General features: G+C 63.6%; 33 protein-coding genes, 1 tRNA gene and 2 pseudogenes. 23 read left to right on the top strand and 13 right to left on the bottom strand.

Annotated features, from left to right (window positions below):
* Nucleotides 1-138: 138 nt before the first annotated feature.
* The gene (locus EOD29_RS22470; RefSeq protein ID WP_127247915.1) at nt 139-537 is read right to left on the bottom strand and encodes a hypothetical protein; all 399 of its coding nucleotides are present in this window, start codon (nt 535-537) and stop codon (nt 139-141) included.
* On the opposite strand from EOD29_RS22470, the gene EOD29_RS35995 reads away from it, so the two are divergent.
* The 3 genes from EOD29_RS35995 to EOD29_RS22460 are packed head-to-tail and all read left to right on the top strand — an operon-like array spanning nt 536 to nt 1,260.
* Nucleotides 536-712: a hypothetical protein gene (locus tag EOD29_RS35995; protein ID WP_164763805.1), complete on the top strand. Its 177-nt coding sequence runs from the start codon at nt 536-538 to the stop codon at nt 710-712. The two genes, EOD29_RS22470 and EOD29_RS35995, sit on opposite strands and share 2 nt — an antisense overlap.
* Before the next feature lie 12 nt (nt 713-724).
* On the top strand, nt 725-1,018 hold the full coding sequence (locus tag EOD29_RS22465) for a hypothetical protein (RefSeq protein ID WP_127247914.1): 294 nt from the start codon (nt 725-727) through the stop codon (nt 1,016-1,018).
* Entirely contained in the window at nt 1,015-1,260 is a 246-nt protein-coding gene (locus tag EOD29_RS22460; RefSeq protein ID WP_127247913.1) for a hypothetical protein, read from the top strand. The genes EOD29_RS22465 and EOD29_RS22460 overlap by 4 nt, the downstream gene beginning before the upstream one ends.
* Nucleotides 1,261-1,266: 6 nt before the next feature.
* On the opposite strand, the gene EOD29_RS22455 is transcribed toward EOD29_RS22460, so the two are convergent.
* Complete coding sequence (locus EOD29_RS22455; RefSeq protein WP_127247912.1) at nt 1,267-1,602, bottom strand: hypothetical protein; 336 nt, start codon at nt 1,600-1,602, stop codon at nt 1,267-1,269.
* A 97-nt stretch (nt 1,603-1,699) separates the two neighbouring features.
* Nucleotides 1,700-2,506, bottom strand: a pseudogene (locus EOD29_RS22450) (ATP-dependent DNA ligase).
* 225 nt (nt 2,507-2,731) lie between these two features.
* Between EOD29_RS22450 and EOD29_RS22445 the strand changes: the two are divergent.
* The 5 genes from EOD29_RS22445 (at nt 2,732) to EOD29_RS22425 (ending at nt 5,805) form a co-directional block, all read left to right on the top strand.
* Complete coding sequence (locus tag EOD29_RS22445) at nt 2,732-3,001, top strand: hypothetical protein (RefSeq protein ID WP_245475388.1); 270 nt, start codon at nt 2,732-2,734, stop codon at nt 2,999-3,001.
* Between the two features lie 112 nt (nt 3,002-3,113).
* Nucleotides 3,114-3,413, top strand: a complete 300-nt coding sequence (locus tag EOD29_RS22440) for a hypothetical protein (protein ID WP_245475387.1) — start codon at nt 3,114-3,116, stop codon at nt 3,411-3,413.
* Nucleotides 3,414-3,831: 418 nt separating this feature from the next.
* Nucleotides 3,832-4,122, top strand: coding sequence for a hypothetical protein (locus EOD29_RS22435; RefSeq protein WP_127247909.1), 291 nt, complete (start codon nt 3,832-3,834; stop codon nt 4,120-4,122).
* A gap of 5 nt (nt 4,123-4,127) precedes the next feature.
* Nucleotides 4,128-4,958 (top strand): excalibur calcium-binding domain-containing protein, encoded by an 831-nt coding sequence (locus tag EOD29_RS22430; protein ID WP_127247924.1) that lies wholly within the window; start codon nt 4,128-4,130, stop codon nt 4,956-4,958.
* 13 nt (nt 4,959-4,971) lie between these two features.
* Complete coding sequence (locus tag EOD29_RS22425; RefSeq protein ID WP_127247908.1) at nt 4,972-5,805, top strand: hypothetical protein; 834 nt, start codon at nt 4,972-4,974, stop codon at nt 5,803-5,805.
* On the opposite strand, the gene EOD29_RS22420 is transcribed toward EOD29_RS22425, so the two are convergent.
* From EOD29_RS22420 to EOD29_RS22405, 4 genes are all read right to left on the bottom strand, one after another.
* Complete coding sequence (locus EOD29_RS22420; protein ID WP_127247907.1) at nt 5,756-6,235, bottom strand: DUF488 domain-containing protein; 480 nt, start codon at nt 6,233-6,235, stop codon at nt 5,756-5,758. The genes EOD29_RS22425 and EOD29_RS22420 overlap by 50 nt on opposite strands.
* 130 nt (nt 6,236-6,365) lie before the next feature.
* Nucleotides 6,366-6,442: transfer RNA gene (locus EOD29_RS22415), tRNA-Arg, on the bottom strand.
* 256 nt (nt 6,443-6,698) lie between these two features.
* Nucleotides 6,699-7,625, bottom strand: a complete 927-nt coding sequence (locus EOD29_RS22410) for a DUF1003 domain-containing protein (protein WP_127247906.1) — start codon at nt 7,623-7,625, stop codon at nt 6,699-6,701.
* 474 nt (nt 7,626-8,099) lie between these two features.
* Nucleotides 8,100-9,053, bottom strand: a complete 954-nt coding sequence (locus EOD29_RS22405; protein ID WP_127247923.1) for a D-alanyl-D-alanine carboxypeptidase family protein — start codon at nt 9,051-9,053, stop codon at nt 8,100-8,102.
* A gap of 282 nt (nt 9,054-9,335) precedes the next feature.
* On the opposite strand from EOD29_RS22405, the gene EOD29_RS22400 reads away from it, so the two are divergent.
* The 3 genes from EOD29_RS22400 (at nt 9,336) to EOD29_RS22390 (ending at nt 11,633) form a co-directional block, all read left to right on the top strand.
* Entirely contained in the window at nt 9,336-10,442 is a 1,107-nt protein-coding gene (locus tag EOD29_RS22400; RefSeq protein WP_127240521.1) for a hypothetical protein, read from the top strand.
* A gap of 123 nt (nt 10,443-10,565) precedes the next feature.
* Nucleotides 10,566-11,177: a nucleoside triphosphate hydrolase gene (locus EOD29_RS22395; RefSeq protein WP_067323950.1), complete on the top strand. Its 612-nt coding sequence runs from the start codon at nt 10,566-10,568 to the stop codon at nt 11,175-11,177.
* Between the two features lie 147 nt (nt 11,178-11,324).
* Complete coding sequence (locus tag EOD29_RS22390; RefSeq protein WP_127247905.1) at nt 11,325-11,633, top strand: hypothetical protein; 309 nt, start codon at nt 11,325-11,327, stop codon at nt 11,631-11,633.
* A 6-nt stretch (nt 11,634-11,639) separates the two neighbouring features.
* Here EOD29_RS22390 and EOD29_RS22385 read toward each other — a convergent pair whose 3' ends face one another.
* The 3 genes from EOD29_RS22385 to EOD29_RS22375 form a co-directional block, all read right to left on the bottom strand.
* Nucleotides 11,640-12,344 carry a glutathione S-transferase N-terminal domain-containing protein gene (locus EOD29_RS22385; RefSeq protein WP_127247904.1) on the bottom strand — a complete coding sequence of 235 codons (705 nt, stop codon included), beginning with the start codon at nt 12,342-12,344 and terminating at the stop codon, nt 11,640-11,642.
* Nucleotides 12,345-12,542: 198 nt separating this feature from the next.
* Nucleotides 12,543-13,751, bottom strand: a complete 1,209-nt coding sequence (locus tag EOD29_RS22380) for a beta-ketoacyl-[acyl-carrier-protein] synthase family protein (RefSeq protein WP_067323955.1) — start codon at nt 13,749-13,751, stop codon at nt 12,543-12,545.
* 4 nt (nt 13,752-13,755) lie between these two features.
* Nucleotides 13,756-14,010 (bottom strand): acyl carrier protein, encoded by a 255-nt coding sequence (locus EOD29_RS22375; RefSeq protein WP_040975089.1) that lies wholly within the window; start codon nt 14,008-14,010, stop codon nt 13,756-13,758.
* A 197-nt stretch (nt 14,011-14,207) separates the two neighbouring features.
* Between EOD29_RS22375 and EOD29_RS22370 the strand changes: the two genes are divergently transcribed.
* From EOD29_RS22370 to EOD29_RS22350, 5 genes are read left to right on the top strand one after another with little or no spacing between them, the layout of a single operon-like run.
* Nucleotides 14,208-15,050 carry an urease accessory protein UreD gene (locus tag EOD29_RS22370; RefSeq protein WP_164763808.1) on the top strand — a complete coding sequence of 281 codons (843 nt, stop codon included), beginning with the start codon at nt 14,208-14,210 and terminating at the stop codon, nt 15,048-15,050.
* Between the two features lie 37 nt (nt 15,051-15,087).
* On the top strand, nt 15,088-15,390 hold the full coding sequence (locus EOD29_RS22365) for an urease subunit gamma (protein ID WP_095799087.1): 303 nt from the start codon (nt 15,088-15,090) through the stop codon (nt 15,388-15,390).
* A 10-nt stretch (nt 15,391-15,400) separates the two neighbouring features.
* On the top strand, nt 15,401-15,655 hold the full coding sequence (locus EOD29_RS22360; RefSeq protein WP_067323959.1) for a DUF1272 domain-containing protein: 255 nt from the start codon (nt 15,401-15,403) through the stop codon (nt 15,653-15,655).
* Between the two features lie 26 nt (nt 15,656-15,681).
* Nucleotides 15,682-16,275, top strand: coding sequence for a HupE/UreJ family protein (locus EOD29_RS22355; RefSeq protein ID WP_127247902.1), 594 nt, complete (start codon nt 15,682-15,684; stop codon nt 16,273-16,275).
* Nucleotides 16,276-16,282: 7 nt separating this feature from the next.
* A complete protein-coding gene (locus tag EOD29_RS22350) occupies nt 16,283-16,588 on the top strand; it encodes an urease subunit beta (protein WP_127247901.1) in 306 nt (101 codons plus the stop codon).
* 20 nt (nt 16,589-16,608) lie between these two features.
* Here the strand turns inward: EOD29_RS22350 and EOD29_RS22345 are convergent, their stop codons facing one another.
* Both EOD29_RS22345 and EOD29_RS22340 read right to left on the bottom strand, forming a co-directional pair.
* Nucleotides 16,609-17,142, bottom strand: a complete 534-nt coding sequence (locus tag EOD29_RS22345) for a hypothetical protein (protein ID WP_245475386.1) — start codon at nt 17,140-17,142, stop codon at nt 16,609-16,611.
* Nucleotides 17,143-17,259: 117 nt separating this feature from the next.
* Nucleotides 17,260-17,628 (bottom strand): hypothetical protein, encoded by a 369-nt coding sequence (locus EOD29_RS22340; RefSeq protein WP_127247900.1) that lies wholly within the window; start codon nt 17,626-17,628, stop codon nt 17,260-17,262.
* 164 nt (nt 17,629-17,792) lie between these two features.
* Between EOD29_RS22340 and ureC the strand changes: the two are divergent.
* The 7 genes and pseudogenes from ureC (at nt 17,793) to EOD29_RS22305 (ending at nt 23,354) form a co-directional block, all read left to right on the top strand.
* Nucleotides 17,793-19,507 (top strand): annotated as a pseudogene (ureC, locus tag EOD29_RS22335) (urease subunit alpha).
* 102 nt (nt 19,508-19,609) lie between these two features.
* Complete coding sequence (locus EOD29_RS22330; RefSeq protein WP_127247899.1) at nt 19,610-20,215, top strand: glutathione S-transferase family protein; 606 nt, start codon at nt 19,610-19,612, stop codon at nt 20,213-20,215.
* On the top strand, nt 20,212-20,790 hold the full coding sequence (gene ureE / locus EOD29_RS22325; RefSeq protein WP_067323973.1) for an urease accessory protein UreE: 579 nt from the start codon (nt 20,212-20,214) through the stop codon (nt 20,788-20,790). Before EOD29_RS22330 ends, ureE begins: the two co-directional genes overlap by 4 nt.
* Nucleotides 20,732-21,454 (top strand): urease accessory protein UreF, encoded by a 723-nt coding sequence (locus tag EOD29_RS22320; protein ID WP_245466656.1) that lies wholly within the window; start codon nt 20,732-20,734, stop codon nt 21,452-21,454. The genes ureE and EOD29_RS22320 overlap by 59 nt, the downstream gene beginning before the upstream one ends.
* Nucleotides 21,451-21,891, top strand: coding sequence for a DUF3995 domain-containing protein (locus EOD29_RS22315; RefSeq protein WP_127247898.1), 441 nt, complete (start codon nt 21,451-21,453; stop codon nt 21,889-21,891). Before EOD29_RS22320 ends, EOD29_RS22315 begins: the two co-directional genes overlap by 4 nt.
* A complete protein-coding gene (ureG, locus tag EOD29_RS22310) occupies nt 21,888-22,520 on the top strand; it encodes an urease accessory protein UreG (RefSeq protein ID WP_066999151.1) in 633 nt (210 codons plus the stop codon). Before EOD29_RS22315 ends, ureG begins: the two co-directional genes overlap by 4 nt.
* Nucleotides 22,521-22,586: 66 nt before the next feature.
* Complete coding sequence (locus EOD29_RS22305; protein ID WP_067324682.1) at nt 22,587-23,354, top strand: class II aldolase and adducin N-terminal domain-containing protein; 768 nt, start codon at nt 22,587-22,589, stop codon at nt 23,352-23,354.
* Between the two features lie 195 nt (nt 23,355-23,549).
* Here the strand turns inward: EOD29_RS22305 and EOD29_RS22300 are convergent, their stop codons facing one another.
* Complete coding sequence (locus EOD29_RS22300) at nt 23,550-24,182, bottom strand: HAD family phosphatase (RefSeq protein WP_066999155.1); 633 nt, start codon at nt 24,180-24,182, stop codon at nt 23,550-23,552.
* Nucleotides 24,183-24,244: the final 62 nt, after the last annotated feature.

The raw sequence follows: 24,244 nt of genomic DNA, 5'->3' as shown, positions 1-24,244 counted from the left end.
GACGAACCGACTTACGAAAACGCCACCCCATGACATCGCCCCCTCATTGCCCCTGAACAGCTTAACCCCGTCCACGACAAGAGCAAGTCCGTCGTAGAGCTTTGGGGCACACGTTCGATAGCAACAATCACCTGCATACTACTCATCCCGCCAGATCACCCGCTTCTCCCATCGGATCTGCACCAGGCGGCGGAAGCGGATCGTGTGCGCCTGCTCACCGGTTGGGTGGAATAGCTGCGCGCTCATCCACTCCCGACTCTTGCACTGCTGGCAGCGGACCTTGTCCCGAACATCATCGATTGTGACGTTGCCGATCACCTCCCGCAACTCGTTCGGTTTGTAGTAACGCGTGACGTTGCAGCGGGCGCAGCGAATGCCCGCCACCTGCCCCGCGTCATGGGCGTTCGTCAGGGTCCATGGGGCGCCTCTCGGCCACTTTTCCGGTTGCTCGGGCATCCACTCGAATTGAGAACATATTCCCATCCGGTCAAGGGGCCGCTTGACTCTTTTGTTCTCATTTCGTTCACTGTTGCCCATGAGCGACGAAATCCGACTGCCACGACCCGAATACGCCACGCCGGCCGGCGTCCAGCATCACATTTGCGAGCACGACGGCTGCAGCAAAGACGCCGGTTGGGGCTTCGCCAAACCGAAGCAGGCGCCGCACTGGTTCTGTTTCGAACACCGCGGCGAAGGTGAGAAATTCCTGTAGGAGCATGGACCGATGTCCCGCCATCAATTCGTGCGTGAACTGGAGAGCGCTGCCGACCATATCGCAGACGCTTCGCGGGCCGATTTGCAAGTGTTGCTGCGGCGGGCCGCGCTCGTGATCAGGAACGCTGGCGGGATCGGCCTTGATCCGCGCACCGATGACGCGCTGACCAGCCTGGCGGCCGAGATGGGCAGGGCTAAGCCCGATCTGCTGGAAACGATTGTCGGCGAATGGCTCGTCGCCAACGCGTATCTTCCGGTGCCTCATGCAGTTGACGAAGAGAGCACAGTGGACGGCAACGGATGATCAGCAGACCAAGGCGCGAAGACGATTACACCGATCGAGAGATCGATTGTCAGGAAGCGATGGAGCCGGGCTTTCAGGCAATTGTCGACTGCATGATCGAGGCAGGCTGGACGCGCGGCGAGGTCATGCGCTCGCTTCGGCGTCTGATCGCCGCGGACAACATGACCCACAAAGGAAACGCCAAGGTGGAGGCTGAGCTCGCGATTGCGCGGGCAATGATCCGAGCCGGCAAGGCTACGTAAAAGCGTCTATTTGGTGAACGCCTCCAGGCAGACACGATACTCTTCGTCGCGAAAATCAGCGATGGCCCTCTGCTGCATGTCTTCGGTTTCGTAGCGCGGATGGTCATAGGCGGCGAGCGCCTGCCTCTGCTGGTTCTCGACTGCGGCAACTTCACCAGGCTTATCCGGGTTTGGGGCGGTGCGATTGATCGCATCCATGACCTTGACCAACGAGATCCCCATCTGGCGGAGCTTCATAGTGGTCTCAGCCGACTGAGAAGCAGCTCCACAGATCGTCAAGGCTTCCTTACTCAGCGTCACCGGCTGCACCAATGAAGCCACAACAATCGCTACTTTGAACATCGCGAATCCCCTGCCTTATCTCCAATGCGACGGGCCTGAGCGCCAGTCAATCTCATAAGATAAATGTGCGAGCCAGGGTCGAGTGCCGTCGTGCCAATTATTTCTCTCTAAAGTCCTGCAGCGACGCGTGGCGTAAATCCTCTTCGCCGCGCATGTGCTTCACACGTCCAACAAGACCAGGCTTCACCCATTGGGTTGCAGGCCGTTTCATTCCTTTCGGCGCCGGCCCGGAATGCTTTTGCACTCGCTGCCACAGCCGTTCCCGCATCTCGCGGTTCAACGTGATGAATGCCGAGCCAACATAACGCCCCGTGCCGCGCTCGGCCATGAGGGCAAATGCCGGTTTGCCCGGCTCCCGTTCGACGCCGAGTAAATCGTATTCGTCGACGGCGTAGGATTTGCTCTTAAGCCAGGCTGTCGAATTTCCGCTGCGATAAACGCCTTGCGCTTCGACACCATGCCCTCGAGCCCGGCCTGGTCGATCAGATGGAAAATGGATTTTGCGTCACCGGGCAACGCTTGGCTGAATTGGATGCGCTGGCCCTCCGGAATCAGCGCCTCGAGGATATCGTGCCGATCGATCAGCGGCATGTCGCGCAGATCGTGCCCGTTCAGGTGCAGCAGATCGAAAGCCACGAAATAGAGGTCGTGCTGGCGCCTGGTGATGGCCTTGCGTAGCTCGCCAGTCGGAATGTCCCGCCTCATCCAAGACGACGATTTCGCCGTCGATAATCGCGCCTTCAGCGTTGAGCTCGCCGGCGGCTTTGACGAGATCCCGGTACTTGGCTGTCCAGTCGAGCCCACGGCGAGTGAAGATGCGAATGCCGCCTTCGTCGCGGACGATCTGAGAGCGGTAGCCGTCGAATTTTACCTCGTGAATCCATCCGTCGCCTTCCGGTGGCATGTCGACCAGGGTCGGCAGCAGCGGAGGAATGAACGATAGCCGGACGCCGGGCGGCAGGCTTGCGCATGGAACGACCCAACAATGCCAACTTGATTCAATATCGCACGACCGTGGACGTTCCGTTAGCGCCTGCTGATAGACCGACATTTCGGACGGGACGCGGAACCAATTCCGCCCGCCGAAGTTAGCAGGAGCGCTACGGGGGACTCCGCGATGCTCCTGGCCTTGGACGATGCGATCTCGTCGGCTGTTCTGGCCGGCAGAGGCGACGACGCGGAAATCTTCGGAGTGGTCGACCTCACCAGCAAAATTGAAACGCGGATCGGCGCCATAACCTTAGGGCACGCCATCCAGTTCGTCGCCAACGCGACCGTGCTCGGCTACGACGTTCGTGGCGCGATGGTGCTCTACGGGTTGCCGGGAACGCCGAGCCTCAGGAAGTGGGACTGCGACCGCTTATGGGCTCAATACGGCGGCGCCTTGCTCCAAACGTAGACACCCCCTTTCTGGCTGAATCCAGCACATTTGCAAAATAGAGCGCGCCATGTCATCTTTCCGTTGGGGAGTGGGGACAATGTTTGGGCGAACTCTATTTTGCGTTGCGGCGATGGTCGCAGTATCCGGCTGCGCCGCCGACTATCTCAACAATTACGACACGATGACGTTGGCGTCAGGCGACGCCAACAATACCAATCGTCTGTTGCAGACCGTCGACCCGTTCAACCCGAACAGCAACAACACGCATATTGAGGGGGATGGCGCGCGGAGCGTAGCCGTCATCCAGCACTACAAGTCCGGCTCGGGCGGCGGCTACACAGGAAATTGCCCGACCGACGGAAGTGTAGCGGCAGATGGTTCGCGGTGCGGCGGTCGTTCGGCCGAAAGCCGGCCCGGAGGCGCAATGTGAGCGCAATATCTACACGGGCAGTCACAATCGCAGCTACTCTGTTGATGTCGTCGGCCTTGGCCTACGCTCAGTTTAGCCGCGCTCCCAACGGCGAGCCAGCCGAGGTCGCACAGCAGATCATTCAAGACAACTTTCCGTCAGATGCTTGTCCGCTGGTTGTCGACGCGCGACGCCTAGGCGACGGCACGATAACAGCGACATGCAACAACGATGAAACTTTTAGGGTCTTTTCGCTGGACGGGAATGGCGTCGCGATGAGATGCGCCGCCGCCCGTCAAATGGGAATCACGGGGTGCTAGCGCCCCGTCGAGGGATGAGGGTACGGAGCCGTTTGACGCACAATCACGTCGCTACGCTAATTTCGCTTGGAGCAATCATCTTTGCGACAGGCTTGCCCGCCAGAGCCGATGACAACCCTATGCCAAAACTATTCGCAATGGCGGATAAACTTTGCTTGCACCGATACCAAACCACCGAAAGCGACGCTTACACGAAGTGCCGGGGCGACCAGTCAGTCGCCATCGCTCGCCTGGTCCAAGGCCTATACGCCCTGTCTGATAAACCGGCCTTCGAAGCTCTCTACAAGCAGTGTTTGATACAGGGGCCGGACATGGCTGCCGGCTTTCCTGACTTCGACGATGCGCTGAATTGCATCGTGGCCCAAGTGCCAGAAGCCCGCAAAATCTTCTTCAGCGACGAGCAACAGTGAAATCGATGGACAGGTCGCGGCACGACAACCGATCGGACCAGTGGCACAAGCGCAGCGGCGCAAAGCGCTCCCGCGCCGCGCGTTGGCGGAGCGTTCCGCGACGCCTCATCTTCGTAACCGTTGCAGCGGCCGGCGCCCTGGCCGCGCTCACTGCCATGCGGCATAGCGACAGCCTGCACCAGATCAGTCTGCAAAACGTGGCGGTCGCCAAGCCGGGACCGATCACCGGCGTCGCATCGGTCATCGACGGGGATACGATTGAGATCCACGGGCAACGGATCCGCTTCAACGGCATCGACGCGCCGGAGGGCAAGCAATACTGCGACGATGCCAAGGGCTTCGAATATCCCTGCGGCCGGCGATCGGCCGAAGCGCTGGATGGCTTCCTGGCGACCTCGCGGCCGGTACAATGCACGTTCGTGACGTGGGACCGCTATCACCGCTTCGTCGGCGACTGCCGGCGCGCCGACGGCGCCAGCGTGGCGGCATGGATGGTCGAGCACGGCCAGGCGCTGGACTGGCCGCGATACAGCAATGGGGTCTATGCGAAGCAGCAGGCGAAAGCAGAAGCGGCGAAGGTCGGGCTGTGGGTCGGCAGATTCGAAGCGCCGTGGGACTGGCGTGCGTCGCACGCCGACGGCGCGGCGCCGGCGAGCCAGCCGCTCGGCATCGTCAGCCGCAAGCTGGTCGCGCAGAGCGGCTATTCGTGCGAGCCGCGGCGGACGTGCAAGCAGATCAGTTCGTGCGACGAGGCCCAATGGTATCTGCAGAACTGCTCATGGGGCGGGAAGCTGGATCGGGACGGCGACGGCGTGGCGTGCGAGACGTTGTGCTAGGGAGCGCCAAACGATGGTGACGAGAACCGCCGATATCCTTGTGCTATGCAAGACATATCCGTCGCCGAGCAGCAAATATTCTGAGACGTCATGCGTAGCCGGAATGGAGGAAACAGGCTCGTTAATCAGGCTGTTCCCGGTTCCGTTCCGATTGATCAAGGACGACCAACAATTCAAGAAGTGGGAAATCATCGAAGCTACGATCGAACGCGCGAGAGACGACAACCGCCCAGAGAGCCACCACATTAAGGTTGACACAATTCGGCGGGCGGAAGCTGCGCTCTCGACTAAGAATGGGTGGGCCGAACGGTGGAAGTGGATAGACAAAGTCTCGATCTTTAGCGATTTCGCAGCAGTCGAGAAGGCTCGCCAAGTTGCCGGGAACACCCTTTCGCTTCTGAGGCCGGCGAAGATAGTTGCGCTCGATATCACCCCAACAGCAAATCCTGACTGGACCCCGCAGGAGCAGACAAAACTGTTGCAACACCAGCGTCAGGCAGGCTTGTTCGATGACGCGGACGCGCCAGCGATCAAGACTCTTCGCAAACTGCCCTACGATTTTCACTATCGCTATCAGTGCACCGCCGGAGGCATCGACGTCGATTACCGTCACAAGATCGTCGATTGGGAAATCGGCGCTCTTTATTGGAATTGCCGCAGACAGTACGGCAAGGATTGGGAGCCCCCTTTTCGAGCCAAGCTAGAGCGCGATCTGCCAGCGGCGGATCTCATGTTCCTGATGGGAACGATTCACAGGTTTCCCGACCAATGGCTGATTGTCAGCCTCATCTACCCGCCTAAGCGGCAACTGCTCCAAACGGCTCAACGATCTCTGTTTGATCTGTGAGGTGGGTTATAGGAGATCCAGTTTTCCGGGCAGCAGCCCTCGCCACGTATGTCCGATGGCAGAATCTGTGGTCCGCTTCGAAGCACACCAAGCACGAATTTTTCGACTGCGTGATATTAGCCACTTCTGCGAGAGCTGCCTCTTGGCCGCTCAGGTACTGGAGGAAGCTCGCTGTGTAGGTCGACCAGCTACCATCTCGTTTGTATCGGTCCCGAACGGCCTTTGGACACCCCATGGCCTTGGCGTGTACGTAGGCAATTCCGGCGGCGCTGAGAGCCTGCTCAAATGCCGCTTTCGAGAAGCCGCGTTTGCGAGATAGCGGCGTCGCACGGACGTCAACAACCAGATTGATGCGCGCTGATTGCAGCCTCTCAATGAAACGTTCAATGGTCAGACCCTCGTATCCGAACGTGTAGATGCGCCTGGCCATGTACTGCCTCCTTTCGGCCGACCTTATAGCGAGATCGACAAAATCTGGAAGACTGATCAGTTGTGTGGGAAAAATGTGTGGGAGGAGGCGACTACCTGTCGCCAAATCCTGATTAACTCATTGATATTATTGGCGCACCCGACAAGATTCGAACTTGTGACCTCTGCCTTCGGAGGGCAGCGCTCTATCCAGCTGAGCTACGGGTGCTTCCCGGGAAACCGGAAAACGAACCAGCCGGTGAGCCGGCCAGCCACGGCTTCTTAGCGGAAGCGCGTGCCGGCTTCAACGGGCAATTGGCTTGGCGGAATATTCGCCGTAGCGGGCAGGCTCGCATTCGTCCGGTGGAGGTGCTGGAGTCGAGAGCGAGCGGTCCCAACTGATGTAGGCTCGGAGGCCGGCGGCCCCACTTCGGCAATGCATCGCGACTTCCGAGCGTTGTTCAGGCGCAAGCTCTCGCCAGCCCTCACCCCTCCACCTCGCTCTTCGCCACCCTCCGCTGCAACCCGCGCGTCGCCCGCTTCTGCTTCTTCGCGGTCAGCTCGTGCATGGCATCAAGCTGCATCTGCTGCATCTCGGCCAGGCGCTGCCATTGGCGTGAGATCAGGTAGTCGAGCTTTTCGTGCAGATGCCGCACTTCGAGCTCGGCCTTGAGGTTCACCCGGTAGTCGTTGAAGGAGCGCAGCCGGTCCTTCGCCTCCTGCCGCTTCTGGCTCATCATGATGATCGGCGCCTGGATGGCGGCGATGCAGGATAGGAGCAGGTTGAGCAAGATGAATGGGTAGGGATCAAAGGCGGCGGCCGCGCCCTCGAAGAGGTTGAGGCCGATCCAGATCAGAAGCACCGCCGCGAACGAGATCAGGAACCACCAGCTGCCGCCGAAGGCCGCCATGTCGTCCGAGACGCGGTCGGCGAAGGAGCGGCGCTCCTCGAACTCTTCTTCCGAGTTCTCCGAGATCGTGTCCTGTCTGGCGATCGATTCCACCACCTGGCGGTCGAGCTCGGAGAACTCGCCGTGCTCCTGCTGCAGCAATTCCTCCATGTAGCGCATGCGGTAGCGGGCGAGCTCCTCGCGGCTGATGCGGGCGCCGCGCGGCAGGTCGGGATGGTCGGAGCGGATGCGGTCGGCGAGGCTCGGCCTCAGGTCGTCGACGCGCACCAGGTCGCGCTTGCGGAACTTCCGGCCGCTGATCGCCGACGGTTTTTTCTTGGGCTTTGCACGCGCCGCGCCGGGCAGGTGCGGCTCCGAATCCGGCACCTCCGGCGCTTCGAGGATCTCGTCCGCCGCCTCATGCTGATCTTCCGGCACGGTGGCCGCCTCGAGATATTCGCCGCCCGAGTCGTTTTCGTTGTCGGCTATTGTCTGCGCGGATGCCTTTGGGTCGCCGGCCATGCTCAGTGCTCCTCTTCTCGGGCTTCGATACGATACGCCGAGCCGGCGCGGCATATCCATCGCGACTGTGAAGCTGGTGTGACCGAACAAGTTGTTGTGATGGATGGATGCGCTTTCGGCGCGCACAGGACATAGATCCAATTCAGGGAGATTTGGTTGAAAGGGCTTGCTGAGCAACAGCAAATCTCTGGGGGCAGCGCCGCCCCTCATCCGCCTGCCGGCACCTTCTCCCTGTATAGACGGGGAGAAGGAGGCTGGGCGCAGGCTCGGCGCCTTCCTCTGCACCGCTGGCTATTGGCGAAACCGGCGATGAGAGCGCCCCTCTCCCCGTCACTTACGGGGAGAGGATGCCGGCAGGCAGGTGAGGGGCAGCGCCACCGCCGAACGCATCGGTCCTGCCTCGCTGGAGCCATGGTCACCGCCGGCGGGCTATCTGGCCGGTCGCTTGAGCAGGCCGCCGCCACCCGGGCTTCGCTACTGCGCCAGCAAACCCGGCAGCGACGACCCTTGCGCCGGCAAACTGGGCGCCGGCACTCCCGGCGCCGGCAAACCCGGAAGTGCCGAAGCGGCCGGCTGCTGGCCGGCATACATCAGCCGCGTCTGGGCATCGGCGCTCATCGGCGACAAGCTGCGCTGGATCAGCGCCTCGACATGGTCGTTGCGCTGGCGCGCGCTTTGGGCGCCCATCACCACCACGATCAGATGCCTGCCGTCGGCATTGTAGGAGGTGACGATGTTGTAGCCGGAAGCGCGGATATAGCCGGTCTTGATGCCGTCGACGCCGCGCACCCGTCCCAGCATGTCGTTATGGCCGCGCACCAGCCGGCCGCGGAACATGAAATCGCTTTCGGAGAAATAGTGGAAATGCTGCGGGAAGCGGCGCTGGAGCGCGATGCCCAGCACCGCCATGTCGCGCGCCGTCGTCACCTGGCCGTCGTCGGGCAGGCCGCAGGCGTTGCGGAAATTGGTGCTGGTCATGCCGAGCTGGCGCGCCTTGGCGGTCATCATGGCGGCGAACTGCTCCTCGCTGCCGCCGCCGAGATATTCGCCCACCGCCACCGCCACGTCGTTAGCCGACTTCACCACCATGGCGCGGATGGCGGAATCGACGTCGATCGTCTCGCCGCGCCTGAAGCGCAGCTTCGTCGGCGGCTGCGAGGCGGCGTGGTTGGATACCGGGATCTGCGTTTCCTTGCTCACCCGGCCGCTCTCCAGCGCCTCGAACAGCATGTAGAGCGTCATCATCTTGGTCAGCGACGCGGGATAGCGCTGCACCGTCGAATTGACCTCGAACAGCGTCTTGCCGGTCGAAGCGTCGACCACGATCGCGGCATATTTCTGCGGCTGCGCCGGCACGGCCAGCACGGTTTCCGGCGGCGCGGCGGTGGTGCAGCCGGCAATGAGGAGCAGCAGCACCAGCGCGGTCATCAATTTCTGGAGGAGCGAAAGCGGAGTGGACAAGATTGTTCAAAAACGGTTGCTGAGATGCGGCGAAGCTAGCGTACCGCATCCGCTCCGTCCAACTGGTTAACGGCGGGAATGAGGCATTTGCCCAGTTTTTGCGGTTTGCAGGAGGTTGAATTGCCTTCAAGGTCGGCAGCGCCGAGTTCGACAATTGGTGGCATTCGCCTGATGCAAAATGCCTATCGCCCTGCTTGCGCCGCTGCCGCCGGTCAGGCTTTGTTGTCACCGAAGATTCGAGGTTTGGCAATGGACACCCTCAGCATCAACGCAAAAGGCATCTCGGTCTCCCTCGATCTCGCCGTCGGCCACATCGCCGCCCTGGAAATCGAGGCCGATGGCCGCCGCCTAAAACCGCTGCACCGCGCGCCCTGGGTCGGCTCGCCGCGCGCGACGTTGCCGCAAAACCTCCCCGAAGGCACGGTGCGCCTGTCCGGCGACTTCCTCTGCGCGCCGTTCTCCACCAGCGATGTCGAAGCTGCTCCCCTCCACGGTTGGACGGCCAACAGCGAGTGGGATGTCGTCGAAAGCAGTGCCATCGCCGGCGGCTGGCGCGCCGTCTTCCGCTTGCGCCGCAAGGTGATGGGTGCTTCCGTCGACAAGGTCTTCACGCTCCGCGACAACCATCCCTTCCTCTACCAGGAACACATCTTCTCCGGCGGTTCCGGCGCCATTTCCGTCGCCCACCATCCGATGACGGCGATGCAGGACGGCGGCCGGCTCGCCTTCTCGCCGAAACGTCTGGCGGTCACGCCTGAGACCCCTCTGGAGCCCGATCCGGCGCGCGGCCGGTTTCGTCTGGCCTATCCCGCCCGCGCCACCGACCTAACCCGTTTCCCGCTCGCGGCCGGCGGCACCGCCGATCTCGCCGACTACCGCATGGAAGACCGGCGCGAGGATTTCATCACCCTGGTCGAGGCCGATCATGGCGGGCCGGGCTGGACGGCGCTCGCCCGCCGCGCCGAGCAGGATCTGGTGCTGGTGCTGAAGAACCCGGCCGAGCTGCCGGTCACCATGCTGTGGTTCAGCAATGGCGGGCGCGACTATGCGCCCTGGAGCGGCCGCCATGTCGGCGTGCTTGGCATCGAGGACGGCCGCGCCGCGGTCGGCCACGCCGCCTCGCTCGGCGACAACTGGCTGAAGCATGAAGGCGTGGCGACGGCCTTCGCGCTTGCCGAAGGGCGCAGCGTCTCCTTCCGCCACGTCATCGGCGCGGTTCCGGCAGCCGACGTCGAACCGCCAAGCGGCCTGGAACAAGCGACCGATCGACTGCGCATCCTTGCCCAGAATGGCTCAGCGAAGGAGATACCGTTCGACGGCGACTTCCTGCGCATCAGCCGTTCCGTACCCGCCTGAAACCCTTGCTCCGCCAGAGGATGCCGACCGATCTCAAGGGCGCGCGGCAGAGCCTTATAACCGTTTGAAATTTCTCCCCGGTGCCGCCAAGATGCGGCCGGAGTCGCTAGCGAAGAGGCGCTGATGTCTGACTTAGCCCATATCACTGCCGCCATCTTCAAGCGCGCCGGCAAGGCCAAGCGTTTCGTCGTTGCCATTGCCGGCCCGCCGGGAGCCGGCAAGTCGACCATATCGGGCAGGCTGCATGAATTGCTGCCGGAGGGCACGTCCGAAGTCGTGCCGATGGACGGCTTCCACTATGACGACATCGTGCTCAACCGGCGCGGCCTGCGCGCGCGAAAAGGGGCGCCGGAAACCTTCGATTTTGCCGGCTTCGAGACGCTTTTGAAGCGGATCCGCTCCGGCGAGCCGGACATTGCCATTCCGGTCTTCGACCGCAGCATCGAACTCTCGCGCGCCGCCGCCGAGATCATTTCCGCCGACACCAAGTTCATCCTGGTCGAGGGCAACTATCTGCTGCTCGACGAGGAGCCGTGGTCGCGGCTGGCAGAGCTGTTCGATTTCACCATTTTCGTCGATGTCCCGCGCGACGAGCTCGAGCGCCGGCTGATGGAGCGCTGGCGCGGCCATGGCAAGTCCGACGAGGACGCCCGCGCCTGGATCGCCTCCAACGACATGCCCAATATCGAGCGCGTGCTGGCGCGTCGCCGAGAGGCCGATCTGGTGATTGGTTAACCTGCTCAATTTTCACCATTTTCGGGCGGGAACCTTAAGATTTACAGGTCGTTATCTCCATGACCCGAATTGTCCGGCACTGACGCGATTCCAGGAGAGAAAGTGTGTAACGGCTTCCGGAATTGCGCGATAACAGGGAACCGTCTTATGGCAACCAAGACCAGAAAACCCGCGCCTGCAAGAAGCAGAGCCAATCAATCCAGAGCTGGTGCAGCTACCGCAACGGCCCAGCGCTCCAAGGACGCCAAGCCGAGCTTCGGCAAGGCGGCGCCCAAGAAAGTCGTGCCCGGCACCGCGCACAAGGCCCCCGCGAAGGCCGCGAAGCCGCATAAGCCGGCGGCAAGCTCGGGGCCGATCCGCACTGTGGCAAGCGTGGCGACCGGCGCGGTGGTGGCCACCGCGCGGCTTGCCGCATCCGTGCTCGGCCGAGGCGGCGCCAAGGCCAAGCCCAAATAGAGCGACTCACCTCCTGACCGGGATAGTCAGGCCCCTCTGCACGGCGGGCCGTGCGAGGCCGCGCTCCAGCCATGCCGCGACACCGGGGAAATCGTCGAAGCCGACCAGATCGCGCGCTTCGTAGAAGCCGATCAGATTGCGCACCCAGCCCAGCGTCGCGACGTCGGCGATGGTGAACTCGTCATCCATGATCCATTGCCGGCCCTTGAGCCGCGTTTCCAGGACGCCGATGAGGCGCCGCGACTCGTCGCGATACCGCTCCAGCGGGCGCTTGTCGGCGATCTCGCGCCCGGCGAATTTGTTGAAGAAGCCGACCTGTCCGAAGATCGGGCCGATCGCGGCCATCTGGAAGAACACCCACTGGATCGTCTCGTAGCGCCGGATGGGATCGGCCGGGATCAGCTTGCCGGTCTTGTCGCTGAGGTAGAGCAGGATGGCGCCGGATTCGAACAGCCCGATCGGCTTGCCGCCGGGCCCGTTCGGATCGATGATCGCCGGTATCTTGCCGTTCGGGTTGAGCGACAGGAACTCCGGCGTCCAGCTCTCGTTCTTGCCGATGTCGACCGGATGCGGTTCATAGGGCAGGCCGATCTCCTCCAGCGCGATCGAAATCTTCACGCCGTTGGGCGTCGGCCATGAATAGAGCTGCAGGCGATCGGGATGCTTGGCCGGCCAGCGCTTGGCGATCGGAAAGGCGGACAGGTCGGTCATCGGGGCTCCGGATGCGGATGGGCGCGTGGCGGCGCGCGTGGCGGGTGGGCAAGACTTAGGACCCCGGCCCTCTGGGATCAATATGGCCGCCAATCGACCTGCCGTGCACGGTCAGTCAACCAAAGCACCCGCAAGGATGAGAACGCGTCCGGCGCCGGCGAAAGCCCGTGCCGGGTCGCCCGTCTCAGATCGCCCGTCTCAGATCGCCTTGAAGGCCAGCACGGCATTGGTGCCGCCGAAGGCAAAACTGTTGCTCAGCGCTGCGCGCACCTTGCGCTCGCGCGCCACATTCGGCGTCACGTCGAGATCGCATTCGGGGTCCGGCTCGCGGAAATTGGCAGTCGGCGGCACGATGGCGTCGCGGATCGCCATGACGCAGGCGATCATCTCCAGCCCGCCCGAGGCGCCAAGGCAATGCGCATGCATCGACTTGGTCGAGGAGACCGAGAGTGCGCTCACATGCTCGCCGAAGACGCGTTTGATCGCCGCGGTCTCGATCTGGTCGTTGGCCTTGGTGCCGGTGCCATGCGCATTGAGATAGTCGACGTCCTCGGGATTGAGCCCTGCATCCACCAGGCAGAAGCGCATCGCCGCTTCCGGTCCCTCGACGGTCGGCGCGACGATGTCGGAGGCATCGGCCGAGAGGCCCGCGCCGGCGATCTCGGCAAGGATAGTGGCGCCGCGCGCCATTGCGTGGTCGTAGCTTTCCAGCACCGCCATGCCGGCGCCTTCGCCGAGCGACAGGCCCTGGCGGTCGGCAGAGAACGGCCGGCAGGTGTCGGGCGAGAGCACGCGCAGCGCCTCCCAGCCCTTGAGCACGCCCCAGACCAGCGGCGCCTCGGTGCCGCCGGCGACCATGACGTCGGCGCGGCCGAGCCGGATCTGGTCGACGGCCGAGGCGATGGCATGATTGGCCGACGCGCAGGCCGAAGTGACGCCGAACACGGGTCCGCGCAGGCCGAGACTCATGCTGACCTGGCCGGCGGCCGCGCCTGGCATAACCTTCGGCACGGTGAAGATAGCGGCGCGGTTGCGCCCCTCGATCAGGATCGCGCGGTAATTCTCCTCGATCGTTTCGAAGCCGGCGACGCCAACGCCGACAACGGCACCCATCCGATAGGTGTTGTCGGTATGCGCGACCAGTCCGGACTGCCGCATCGCTTCGCGCGCCGCGATCACCGCCAGCAGGCTGAAGCGGTCCATCGACACCACCTGCTTGCGGTCGATGCCGTGATCGGGCAACGCCTTGATTTCGGAGCCGACCTTGACCTTCAGGTCATGCAGCGAAGGATTGTCGATCGGGCCGATTGCCGAGCGGCCGGCGCGCATGGCGTCCCAGATCGCCGGCACATCGGTGCCGAGCCCGCATATTCCGCCAATGCCGGTGATGACGACGCGCTTGAGCATGCAGTCAGGCTTTTTTCGCGATCAGTTCGCGAACCGCCTCGACCATGTCGCCGACGTTCTTGAGGTTGCTCCAGGCGTCGACCGTGTTCATCTCGATCTCGATGCCGTACTTCTCCTCAAGATCGAAGATGATCTCGGTCAATTCCAGCGAATGGATCCCCAGCGTGTTGAGATCCGTGCTCGGCGTGATTTCTTCGCCGCCAGGTTCGGCATGCGCTTTGATCTTTTCGATGATTTCGGTCGTCAGCTGGTCAGCCATTCGGTTCCTTCCCCTGTCGTTTTCCGACGCCAACTGATCAGCGCCCCTGTGTCCCCGGATTCACAAACGTCGTCGCCCCTTACCTCGCCAGGAATCCGTGTGACCGCTCCAAGGTGGCTCCCTCTATAGAAACCGAAACGATGTCAAGCAACAAGCTATATATCGACAAAGCCGGTGGAGTGCTTAACGTTGGCGCCGTGGACACGATCGACGATATCCTGATTTCGCTGCCTGCCGCGCAACGTGTTGCCGGGCGAGGCAGGCTTTTCTGCGGCAAGAGCGGCGGCAGGACCCGCCTTCAACGTCTCTATCAGGACGGATCGGCGAAGATTCGCATGCCGGCGGTGCAAGGCGACCCGCTCGAGGCCGTGCTGATCAACACGGCCGGTGGGCTGACCGGCGGCGACCGGCTTGGCTGGGAGATCGAGGTCGGCGAGGGCGCCTCGGCATCGATCACCACCCAGGCCTGCGAGAAGATCTATCGCGCCGCATCCGACCGGGCCGAGACGAAGGTCAGCCTCACGGTTGGCGCCGGCGGCAGCATTGCCTGGCTGCCGCAGGAAACCATCGTTTTCAACCGCGCGGTCTTTGCCCGCGCGCTGCATGTCGAGCTGGCGGTCGGGGCCGAGGCGCTGCTCCTGGAGGCGACGCTGTTCGGCCGGCTTGCGATGGGCGAACGGACGGTCCTGGGCAATTTCCATGACCGCTGGCGGGTTCGCCAGGGTGGCAGGCTCATCCACGCCGAGGACTTTCGTATCGGCCCGGATATCGCGGCCGGCCTCCAGCGCCAGGCCGTGGCCGGCGGCGCGCTTGCAAGTGCAACGATGCTTCTCGTCTCCCCGCGTGCGGAAACCCTGCTGGAACCTGCCCGCGCGATCATCGGTGATCAGGGTGGCGCCAGTTTCTGGAGCGTCGCGCAATCTGGCAAGCTTCTTGCGAGGCTCACCGCCGGCGACGGCTACCTGCTCCGCAAGCGGCTGATTCCGCTCGTCGAGCTGCTCAACGGACGGGCTGGCCTGCCCAAATTATGGTCACTTTGACCTTCGAATACTTTGATCTTGAGTACCGAGAAGACGCATGAACCTGACGCCGCGTGAAAAGGATAAGCTGCTGATCGCCATGGCGGCGATCGTGGCGCGCAGACGACTGGAACGCGGCGTCAAGCTCAACCACCCCGAGGCGATCGCGCTGATCACCGATTTCGTCGTCGAGGGCGCCCGCGACGGCCGCACGGTGGCCGAGCTGATGGAGGCCGGCGCCCATGTCGTCACGCGCGCCCAGGTCATGGACGGCATTGCCGAGATGATCCACGACGTCCAGGTCGAGGCGACATTTCCCGACGGCACCAAGCTGGTGACCGTGCACGAACCGATCCGGTGAGGAGGATCCAATGCTGGAACTCAGACCCAATTGCGAATGCTGCGACAAGGATCTGCCGCCGGAGGCGGCGGATGCGCTGATCTGCACCTTCGAATGCACCTTCTGCGCCGATTGTGCGCAAAATGTTCTCGGCGGTGTCTGCCCGAACTGCGGCGGCAATTTCGCGCCGCGGCCGATTCGGCCGGCGGCAAAGTTGAAAAAATACCCGGCCTCGACCAAGCGCGTGCTCAAGGCCGGGGGCTGCGGCCCCCGCAAGGCCGCCTGAGTCGGCAATTTGAAGAGGACCCGCCCATGATTTCCGCTTCGACGAAACGCACCGCGCTTGCCACGATTCTTTTCCTGGCGGCGGCGATGCCGGCTTACGCCCATGTCGGCGTCGGCACGACCTCGTCCTTCACGGCGGGCTTCATGCACCCGCTGTCGGGCCTCGACCATATGACCGTCATGATCGCGGTCGGCCTGTGGGCGGCGATGAAAGGCGGCAAGGCGGTGTGGGCATGGCCGCTCGCTTTCGTCGGCGTGATGGTGGCGGGCGCAGCACTCGGCATGCTGCAGGTGCCGGTGCCTTTCGTCGAGCCTGGTATCCTCGCTTCGGTCGTTGCCCTCGGGTTGCTGGTGGCGCTGGCGGTCGACCTGCCGGTCTCGGCGGGTGTGGCCATCATCGGCCTGTTCGCCCTATTCCACGGCCATGCGCATGGCACTGAAGTGCCGGAGAATGCCGGCGGCCTCGAATATATGGCGGGTTTCGCCGTGGCGACGGCGCTTCTTCATGGCATCGGCATCGCGGCCGCGCTCGGACTTGGGCTCCGCTTCCGCGCCCTGGCGCGTCTTGCCGGCGCCGCCTGCGCGACGGTCGGCGCGGGCCTTGCCTTCGGCGTGCTGTGAGGCTGCGATGATCCCCGGCGAAGTCATCACGGCAAAGGGCGACATCGAGCTGAACAAGGGCCTGCCGACGGTGATGCTCAAGGTCGCCAACAGCGGCGACCGTCCGATCCAGGTCGGCAGCCACTATCATTTCTTCGAGACCAATGAGGGCCTGAAATTCGACCGCGAACGCGCCCGCGGCATGCGGCTCGACATCGCCGCCGGCACGGCCATGCGCTTCGAGCCGGGCCAGGAACGTGACGTCACGCTGGTGCCGCTCGGCGGCAGGCGCGAGGTCTATGGATTTCAACAGAAGGTGATGGGCAAGCTGTGAGGCGTGGCGGCGCGCTCAAATCACTTCGGCGGCTTGGCGGCCGCGTAGATGACGACCTTCCCGGGATTGTCGAACCCGACGGCAAGCACGTCCTCGGCCTGCACGCGCCGCGAATCGATGGCGTTGAAGAGCAGGGCGTTCGCTTCGATCTCCTGCCGCAGCTCCGCGACGTCTTCCTGATGCTGCTTTACCTTGTTCTCGATCGCAGGCGGCGGCCCGCCTTCGCTGCGCGCGGCATCCGTCAGGAAAACGATATCGACGGTATCCAGCTTGGTCGTCTTGCGCACGGTGCCGATATTGTCGCGCGTGCGGTCGATGGCGGTGATGACCTTGCCGGCCTCCGTCTTCGACAGCGCCTCCTCCTGCCGCACATCGGAATCGACGATCGTCGCGCCCGGCTTGGTGCTGTCCAGTGGCGGCTTGCCGTCCGCCGGCTGCGCGGCGAACGCTGGGGCGGCGACCACGAGAAGCATGGCCACCACAAGGGCTGGAAAGACAAGAGCTGGAAAGACAAGGGCTGGAAATCCTGTTCCGGGGCACGGGGCGCTCGCCATCGCTCGCTCCTGGTTGAACTTGTGGCGGGGCGAAAAAGGCGAAACGAGTCTTGTTTGCGGGAGGTTCCGTTCGCGATGATGCTGACGGGCCTGCAACCGGCCCGCCAGCGTTGGTCGTCAGCTCGCCTTCTTGGTGATCAGCGTCAGCGCGCCATTGGGCTGCAGGCTGGCGGCGATCACCTGCGCCGAGCTCATTCCCTTGGCTTCGAGCGCGGACTTCACCTTGGGTGTCGCGTCGATCGATTTGCGCAGGGTCTGCAGGCCGGCGTCGCCGCGTTGGGCGACGATCTGATTGACCTGCGTCTGCGTGTCCTTTGGCAGTTCCGTAATATCGACGATGCTGACGCTCTCGATCGTCGGCGCCTTGGGCGCGGCGGCAGCAGGTGCCGCAGGCGCCGGGCTCGGCTGCGGCGCGGGCTGCTGCGCGCCGGCCGCACCCGCCATCACCAAGCTGGCGGCGGCCGCGAAAAGTATCGTCTTTCGCATGGATATTCCTTCCCTCGGTTTGGAAAACGGTCGTTTTGGGCTGACTCGGTCACCTCAACCGCCAAATGGGATCGGAAGGTGTCGTCGAGCGGGTCATTGCATGACCATTGGATGGCGACAATGTGCGCTCCGCGCCCACACAAACTCGCTTTTGGGAGCAATCGCTGATGGCAAGAATTTCCCGTGCCGCCTATGCGCAGATGTACGGCCCCACGGTCGGCGACAAGGTGCGGCTTGCCGACACCCAGCTCTTTATCGAGGTCGAGAAGGATCTTACCGTCCATGGCGAGGAAGTGAAATTCGGCGGCGGCAAGGTCATCCGCGACGGCATGGGCCAGAGCCAGGTATCTAGCGCGGGCGGCGCCGTCGACACCGTCATCACCAACGCGCTGGTCGTCGACGCGCTCGCCGGGATCGTCAAGGCCGATATCGGCCTGAAGGACGGTCGCATCGCCGCGATCGGCAAGGCAGGCAATCCGGACACCCAGGATGGCGTCACCATCATCATCGGTCCGGGCACCGAGATCGTCGCCGGCGAAGGCAAGATCCTGACGGCCGGCGGCTTCGACGCGCATATCCACTTCATCTGCCCGCAGCAGATCGAGGAAGCGCTGATGAGCGGCATCACCACGATGCTCGGCGGCGGCACCGGTCCGGCGCATGGCACCTTGGCACCACCTGCACGCCCGGCCCCTGGCACATGGCGCGCATGATCCAGTCTTTCGACGCTTTCCCGATGAATATCGGGCTGTCCGGCAAGGGCAATGCCTCAAAGCCGGCAGCGCTGGAGGAAATGGTGCTCGCCGGCGCCTGCTCGCTGAAGCTGCATGAGGATTGGGGCACGACGCCGGCCGCGATCGACTGCTGCCTTTCGGTCGCCGACGACTATGACGTGCAGGTGATGATCCACACCGACACGCTGAATGAGTCCGGGTTTGTCGAGAACACGGTTGCAGCGATCAAGGGCCGCACCATTCACGCCTTTCATACCGAGGGCGCCGGCGGCGGCCATGCGCCCGATATCATCAAGGTCTGCGGCCTGCCCAACGTCATCCCGTCATCGACCAACCCGACGCGGCCTTACACGGTCAACACCCTGGCCGAGCATCTCGACATGCTGATGGTTTGCCATCATTTGTCGCCGTCGATTCCCGAGGACATCGCCTTTGCCGAAAGCCGCATCCGCAAGGAGACGATCGCGGCCGAGGACATCCTGCACGACATCGGCGCCTTCTCGATCATCTCCTCCGACAGCCAGGCCATGGGCCGCGTCGGCGAAGTGGGCATCCGCTGCTGGCAGACCGCCGACAAGATGAAGCGCCAGCGCGGCGCGCTGGCTGAGGAGACGGGCGACAACGACAATTTCCGGGTTCGCCGCTATATCGCCAAATACACCATCAACCCGGCGATCGCGCATGGCCTGTCGAAGGAGATCGGCTCCGTGACGGCCGGGAAACGCGCTGATCTCGTGCTGTGGAACCCGGCCTTCTTCGGCGTGAAGCCGGAGATGGTGCTGGTAGGCGGCACAATCGCCGCCGCCCCGATGGGCGATCCCAACGCATCGATCCCGACGCCGCAGCCGATGCACTACCGGCCGATGTTCGGCGCCTACGGCAAGGCGCTGACCAACTCCTCGGTCACCTTCGTCTCCAAGGCGGCTTTTGATGCCGGCTTGCAGGGCAGGCTTGGCGTAGAGAAGGCGATGGTCGCGGTCGAGAACACGCGCGGCGGCATCGGCAAGCATTCGATGGTGCTCAACGACGCCACGCCGCATGTCGAGGTCGACCCTGAAACCTATGAGGTGCGCGCCGACGGCGAGCTCTTGACTTGCGAGCCGGCGACGGTGCTGCCGATGGCGCAGCGGTATTTTCTGTTTTAGCTACCGGATTTCATTCCTGCGGCTCTTCGACCTCATCGCCTGATCGTCATTGGGCTGATGGCTTGGATGGTCTAGGCTCCGGGAAAAGGCAGGATTCGAACCATGTACAAGGCCGTCGGATCACGAGGTTCCCGGGTCGGCCGCGTGCTCTGGATGCTCGAGGAGCTCGGGCAATCCTATGAGTTCGTAGAGGTGAAGCTGCGCTCGCCCGAGACCTATGCGCTGAACCCTTCCGGCAAGGTGCCGAACCTGATCGACGGCGAGCTGACGATCACTGATTCGGCGGCGATCTGCGTCTATTTAGCGGACAAGCATGCCGATAAGGGGATGGGCGGTAATCCCGGGCTCGCCGGCCGCGCCGAGATGGATTCCTGGATGCATTTTGCTCAGAGCGAGTTCGAGGCGCCGCTGTGGAACAAGCTGCGCCACCGCTTCATCCTGCCCAGGGAGCTGCGCGTCGATGTCGGCCCTGCCGCCGCCCATGATTTCGCTTCGGAAGTCAAGGCGCTGGACCGCCGGCTCGGCGACAAGCCTTTTGCGCTCGGCGACCGCTTTTCCGCCGTCGACGTTCTGCTCGGCGATATGGGTGGTTGGGCGCGCGCCGGCCGGTTCCCGGTCGACTCAGATCGCGTCAACGCCTATTTCGATCGCGTGCTGTCGCGACCCGCCCGGGCGCGGGCGCAAGCCAATGGCGGAGCCATGAAATGAAGCTCAACATCAACACCGATTTCACCAAATTTCCGCGCGCCGTCTCGGTGCTCCCGGCCGGCGAGGGCGGAGCGGCGACACCTTTCGACAAGGCTATCTTGACGCATGACGAGCGGCATCTGCGCCGCCGCGCCATCGAAACCGCCGGCGGCGACAGGGTGTTGGTCGATCTGCCCGAGCCGGTGGCGCTCGGCAATGGCGACCGGCTGGTGCTGGAGGACGGCCGCCAGCTCGAGATCGTCGCCGCGCCCGAAGAGGTCTACGACATCCGCGCCCGCGACACCGTGCATCTCACCGAGCTTGCTTGGCATATCGGCAACCGCCACCTCGCGGCGGCAATCGAGGCGGACCGTATCCTCATCCTGCGCGACCATGTCATCAAAGCGATGCTGGAGGGGCTCGGCGCCAGGGTCCGCGAGGTGCTGGAACCGTTCAGTCCCGTGCGCGGCGCCTATTCCGGACATGGCCACGACCATGGCCATGCGCATGATCATCACGGCCACGACCATCACGATCATGATCACGCGCATGGCCATCATGACCACGACCACGATCACCATCATCATCATGACTGACCAGCCGTCCGGTACCGCACTGCTGCGGCTGATGGCCTGGCTGTCGCCGTCCTTTCCGGTCGGCGGCTTCTCCTACAGTCACGGTCTCGAGCGCGCCGTGCATGACGGACTAGTCGCCGATCGCCGGGATCTCGCCGAGTGGCTGGGGACGCTGGTCGAGATGGGCTCGGGCTGGAACGATGCGGTGCTGTTTGCCGAAAGCTGGCGGCGTGCGCGTGACGGCGGCGATATCGCCGAAGTTGCCGCGCTTGCCGAGGCGCTTGCCGGATCGCAGGAGCGTCACGTGGAAACCATGCTCCAAGGCGCCGCCTTCCAAAAAGCCGCCTCTGCCTGGCCTTGTCATGCGCTCGAGCGGCTGCCTGCGGAGTGCCCCTATTGCGTCGCTGTCGGCGCGATCGCTGGCAGCGATGGCATCGGCTTGGCGGACGCGCTGTCGGCCTTCCTGCAGGCCTTCTTCTCCAACCTCGTGCAGGCCGCTATCCGGCTCGGCGTTGTAGGACAGGTCGATGCCACCGCTTTGTTAGCCGGCTTCGAACCGCTGGCGCTCGCGACAGCTGCTCGCGCCGCGAACTCCACGCTCGATGACCTCGGCGGCTCGGCCTTGATATCCGACATTGCGGCGATGAAGCACGAAACCCAATATTCGCGTCTGTTCCGCTCATGATCATACTTGCCTTTGTCCTCTCCCTCATCCTGCTGCTGATCACCACGCTGCATGTCTATTGGGGCATAGGCGGCATCTGGCCGGGAAAGGACGCGAAATCCTGCGCCCGCGCCGTCGTCGGCTTTCGCGGCGTGGATGACATGCCCTCGCCCGTCGCGAGCTTTGCCGTCGCCGCGTGCCTGGCGCTCGCGACGCTATGGCCGCTGGCCCTTGAAGGCGTCTTCGCCTCGCCCTTTCCCAGGCAGGGCCTTGCCGCTACCGCGCTGCTCTTCGGCATCGTCTTCTTCGGGCGAGGCATCGCCGGCTTCACGCCCTGGTGGCGCGGGCTGACGCCGGAGCAGCCTTTCGCACGGCTCGACCAGCGCCTCTACTCGCCGCTCTGCCTGTTGATCGGGCTGGGCTTCGCAATCCTCGCCATCACGGAGTTTCCGGCATGAGCCAAGCCAATGGTCCCCTGCGCATCGGTATCGGCGGTCCCGTCGGTTCCGGCAAGACGACGCTCACCGAAAAGCTCTGCAAGGCGCTGCGCGACAGGTTCTCGATCGCCGTCGTCACCAACGACATCTACACCAAGGAAGACGCCATGATGCTGGCGCGCCTGCAGGCGCTGCCGGAGGAGCGCATCGTCGGCGTGGAGACCGGCGGCTGTCCGCACACGGCCATCCGCGAGGACGCCTCGATCAATTTGCGGGCGATCGCCGAGCTGCACCGCAAATTCCCCGACCTCGACATCGTCTTCATCGAATCCGGCGGCGACAATCTCGCCGCCACCTTCTCGCCGGACCTTGCCGATCTGACCCTCTATGTCATTTCCGTTTGCCAGGGCGAGGAGATACCGCGCAAGGGCGGCCCGGCCATCACCCGCTCAGACTTCCTCGTCATCAACAAGAGCGATCTGGCGCCCTATGTGAACGTCAACCTCGACGTCATGCAGGCGGACGCCGCCCGCATGCGCGGCAAGCGGCCATTCGGCTTCACCGATCTGTCGCGCGGCAAGGGTCTGCAGGAGGTGATCGAGTTCATCGTCGAGCTGGGCGGGCTGCAATCGGCGCGGCCTGCCGCCTGACCCATCAGTTTGCGGTTGCTGGCAGCCGCCATGCACGGCATGCTCGGCCAAACCGGAGGATTTTCGATGAGCCTTGCCCGTCTGCAGAAGGAAACGCTGACCAACCTGCCTTATTACCAGGAGCGGGTCGATCTCGCCGCCGCCTTCCGCTGGACGGCGCGGCTCAACATGCATGAGGCGGTCGCCAATCATTTCTCGCTGTCGGTCAACGAGGACGGCACGAAGTTCCTGATGAACCCGAACCAGGTGCATTTCTCGCGTATCAAGGCGAGCGATCTGCTTTTGATCGACGCCAACGATCCCGAAACGCTCTCCGGCCCCAACGCGCCCGACCCGACGGCTTGGGGCCTGCACGGCGCCATCCACCGCAACGTGCCGCATGCGCGCTGCGCCATGCATGTGCATTCGATCCACGCCACGGTGCTTGCCTCGCTGGCCGACTCCACCTTGCCGCCGATCGACCAGAACTCGGCCATGTTCTTCAATCGTCATGTCGTGGACCCTCATTATGGCGGGCTGGCCTTCGAAGAGGAGGGCGAGCGCTGCTCAAGACTGCTCGTCGATCCCAAGGTCAAGGTGATGGTCATGGGCAATCACGGCGTGATGGTCATCGGGGATTCTGTCGCCGACACCTTCAATCGCATGTTCTATTTCGAGCGTGCCGCCGAGACCTACATCAAGGCGCTGTGGACCGGTCGGCCGCTGCGCACGCTCTCCGACGAGATCGCGGAAAAGACGGCGAGCGAGATGGACGACTATCCCGGGCAGGCCGAGCGCCACCTTGCCGAACTGAAGGCAATCCTCGACGAGGAAGAGCCGGTCTACAGGAACTGAGCTCCGCGGTTGTGGGTGACGCTGGAGGCTTGGCTTTCGCTTATTTTCGAAGCCGGGCGCTGCCCCTCACACTCTCCCCGTGAAGCACGGAGAGAGGGAAATCGCAGCGTCGGAGCGTGTCCCTTCTCCCCGTAGTCACCGGGAGAAGGTGCCGGCAGGCGGATGAGGGGCAGCGTCGAGGCCTGGAAAGTCTATTCAGAGACCCAATTGCGCCCGCAGTTCCTCGGCGCTGTTGATGACGATTGCGCCGGGCGGCCCTTCCATCGGCGCTTCCGGCCAGAAAATCGTCTTCATGCCGGCAGCCAGGCCGGCCATCGCGCCGGTGCGGCTGTCGTCGACCGCGACCGCGTCGGCCGGATCGACGCCGGCGAGATAAGCCGCGCGCAGGAAGGGTTCCGCATGCGGCTTGCCTTGGCGTACGTCGTTTCGGCTCACCGTGTGCATGCCGGGATAGACGAGACCGACCGCGCCGAGATTGGCGTCAACGATCAGCCGGTCGGAATTGGACACCACCGCCTGCTCGACGCCTAGCGCGCGCAATTGGTTGAACACCTCGATCGCGCCGGGCCGCGGCTTGAGCGTCTCGGCCATCGGCAGATAGTGGTCGTATTTGCGCACGATCCAGTCATCGAAGTGCAGGTCGAGGCCGAACTGGTCGCGCAGCATTTCGTAGACCGGCCATGCCGCGACGCCCAGCACGCGTTCGTGCAGGTCGGTCGGCGGCGTGATGCCGACGCTGCGCAAAGCGGCCACAAGTGCTGCCTCGTGCAGCGGCTCGCTGTCGACCAGCGTGCCGTCCATGTCCCAGAAAACCGCTTTCGGCGTCATGCAAGGCTCCTTTTGCCGATCCCTTAATGGGTTTCCGGTCAGAGATAAACCGCTCTCCCGGC

The sequence above is a fragment of the Mesorhizobium sp. M1A.T.Ca.IN.004.03.1.1 genome (genome assembly GCF_003997555.1).
Taxonomy (GTDB): domain Bacteria; phylum Pseudomonadota; class Alphaproteobacteria; order Rhizobiales; family Rhizobiaceae; genus Mesorhizobium.
The sequence above is the reverse complement of the archived record's forward strand: the minus strand, read 5'-3'. Positions and strand labels throughout refer to the sequence as shown.

Bases quoted from the DNA above. Each gene is read 5' to 3' on its own strand.
- EOD29_RS22460 (WP_127247913.1), top strand. From the start codon at position 1,015: ATGATCAGCAGACCAAGGCGCGAAGACGATTACACCGATCGAGAGATC.
- EOD29_RS22345 (WP_245475386.1), bottom strand. From the start codon at position 17,142: ATGGCGAGCGCCCCGTGCCCCGGAACAGGATTTCCAGCCCTTGTCTTT.
- EOD29_RS35995 (WP_164763805.1), top strand. From the start codon at position 536: ATGAGCGACGAAATCCGACTGCCACGACCCGAATACGCCACGCCGGCC.
- EOD29_RS22380 (WP_067323955.1), bottom strand. From the start codon at position 13,751: ATGCTCAAGCGCGTCGTCATCACCGGCATTGGCGGAATATGCGGGCTC.
- EOD29_RS22405 (WP_127247923.1), bottom strand. From the start codon at position 9,053: ATGACCGCGCTGGTGCTGCTGCTCCTCATTGCCGGCTGCACCACCGCC.
- EOD29_RS22400 (WP_127240521.1), top strand. From the start codon at position 9,336: ATGGACACCCTCAGCATCAACGCAAAAGGCATCTCGGTCTCCCTCGAT.
- ureG (WP_066999151.1), top strand. From the start codon at position 21,888: ATGAGCCAAGCCAATGGTCCCCTGCGCATCGGTATCGGCGGTCCCGTC.
- EOD29_RS22375 (WP_040975089.1), bottom strand. From the start codon at position 14,010: ATGGCTGACCAGCTGACGACCGAAATCATCGAAAAGATCAAAGCGCAT.
- EOD29_RS22435 (WP_127247909.1), top strand. From the start codon at position 3,832: ATGCCAAAACTATTCGCAATGGCGGATAAACTTTGCTTGCACCGATAC.
- EOD29_RS22300 (WP_066999155.1), bottom strand. From the start codon at position 24,182: ATGACGCCGAAAGCGGTTTTCTGGGACATGGACGGCACGCTGGTCGAC.
- EOD29_RS22350 (WP_127247901.1), top strand. From the start codon at position 16,283: ATGATCCCCGGCGAAGTCATCACGGCAAAGGGCGACATCGAGCTGAAC.
- EOD29_RS22320 (WP_245466656.1), top strand. From the start codon at position 20,732: ATGATCACGCGCATGGCCATCATGACCACGACCACGATCACCATCATC.
- EOD29_RS22410 (WP_127247906.1), bottom strand. From the start codon at position 7,625: ATGGCCGGCGACCCAAAGGCATCCGCGCAGACAATAGCCGACAACGAA.
- EOD29_RS22420 (WP_127247907.1), bottom strand. From the start codon at position 6,235: ATGGCCAGGCGCATCTACACGTTCGGATACGAGGGTCTGACCATTGAA.
- EOD29_RS22355 (WP_127247902.1), top strand. From the start codon at position 15,682: ATGATTTCCGCTTCGACGAAACGCACCGCGCTTGCCACGATTCTTTTC.
- EOD29_RS22430 (WP_127247924.1), top strand. From the start codon at position 4,128: ATGGACAGGTCGCGGCACGACAACCGATCGGACCAGTGGCACAAGCGC.
- EOD29_RS22395 (WP_067323950.1), top strand. From the start codon at position 10,566: ATGTCTGACTTAGCCCATATCACTGCCGCCATCTTCAAGCGCGCCGGC.
- EOD29_RS22305 (WP_067324682.1), top strand. From the start codon at position 22,587: ATGAGCCTTGCCCGTCTGCAGAAGGAAACGCTGACCAACCTGCCTTAT.
- EOD29_RS22330 (WP_127247899.1), top strand. From the start codon at position 19,610: ATGTACAAGGCCGTCGGATCACGAGGTTCCCGGGTCGGCCGCGTGCTC.
- EOD29_RS22455 (WP_127247912.1), bottom strand. From the start codon at position 1,602: ATGTTCAAAGTAGCGATTGTTGTGGCTTCATTGGTGCAGCCGGTGACG.
- EOD29_RS22425 (WP_127247908.1), top strand. From the start codon at position 4,972: ATGGTGACGAGAACCGCCGATATCCTTGTGCTATGCAAGACATATCCG.
- ureE (WP_067323973.1), top strand. From the start codon at position 20,212: ATGAAGCTCAACATCAACACCGATTTCACCAAATTTCCGCGCGCCGTC.
- EOD29_RS22315 (WP_127247898.1), top strand. From the start codon at position 21,451: ATGATCATACTTGCCTTTGTCCTCTCCCTCATCCTGCTGCTGATCACC.
- EOD29_RS22360 (WP_067323959.1), top strand. From the start codon at position 15,401: ATGCTGGAACTCAGACCCAATTGCGAATGCTGCGACAAGGATCTGCCG.
- EOD29_RS22385 (WP_127247904.1), bottom strand. From the start codon at position 12,344: ATGACCGACCTGTCCGCCTTTCCGATCGCCAAGCGCTGGCCGGCCAAG.
- EOD29_RS22470 (WP_127247915.1), bottom strand. From the start codon at position 537: ATGGGCAACAGTGAACGAAATGAGAACAAAAGAGTCAAGCGGCCCCTT.
- EOD29_RS22465 (WP_127247914.1), top strand. From the start codon at position 725: ATGTCCCGCCATCAATTCGTGCGTGAACTGGAGAGCGCTGCCGACCAT.
- EOD29_RS22390 (WP_127247905.1), top strand. From the start codon at position 11,325: ATGGCAACCAAGACCAGAAAACCCGCGCCTGCAAGAAGCAGAGCCAAT.
- EOD29_RS22340 (WP_127247900.1), bottom strand. From the start codon at position 17,628: ATGCGAAAGACGATACTTTTCGCGGCCGCCGCCAGCTTGGTGATGGCG.
- EOD29_RS22440 (WP_245475387.1), top strand. From the start codon at position 3,114: ATGGTCGCAGTATCCGGCTGCGCCGCCGACTATCTCAACAATTACGAC.
- EOD29_RS22365 (WP_095799087.1), top strand. From the start codon at position 15,088: ATGAACCTGACGCCGCGTGAAAAGGATAAGCTGCTGATCGCCATGGCG.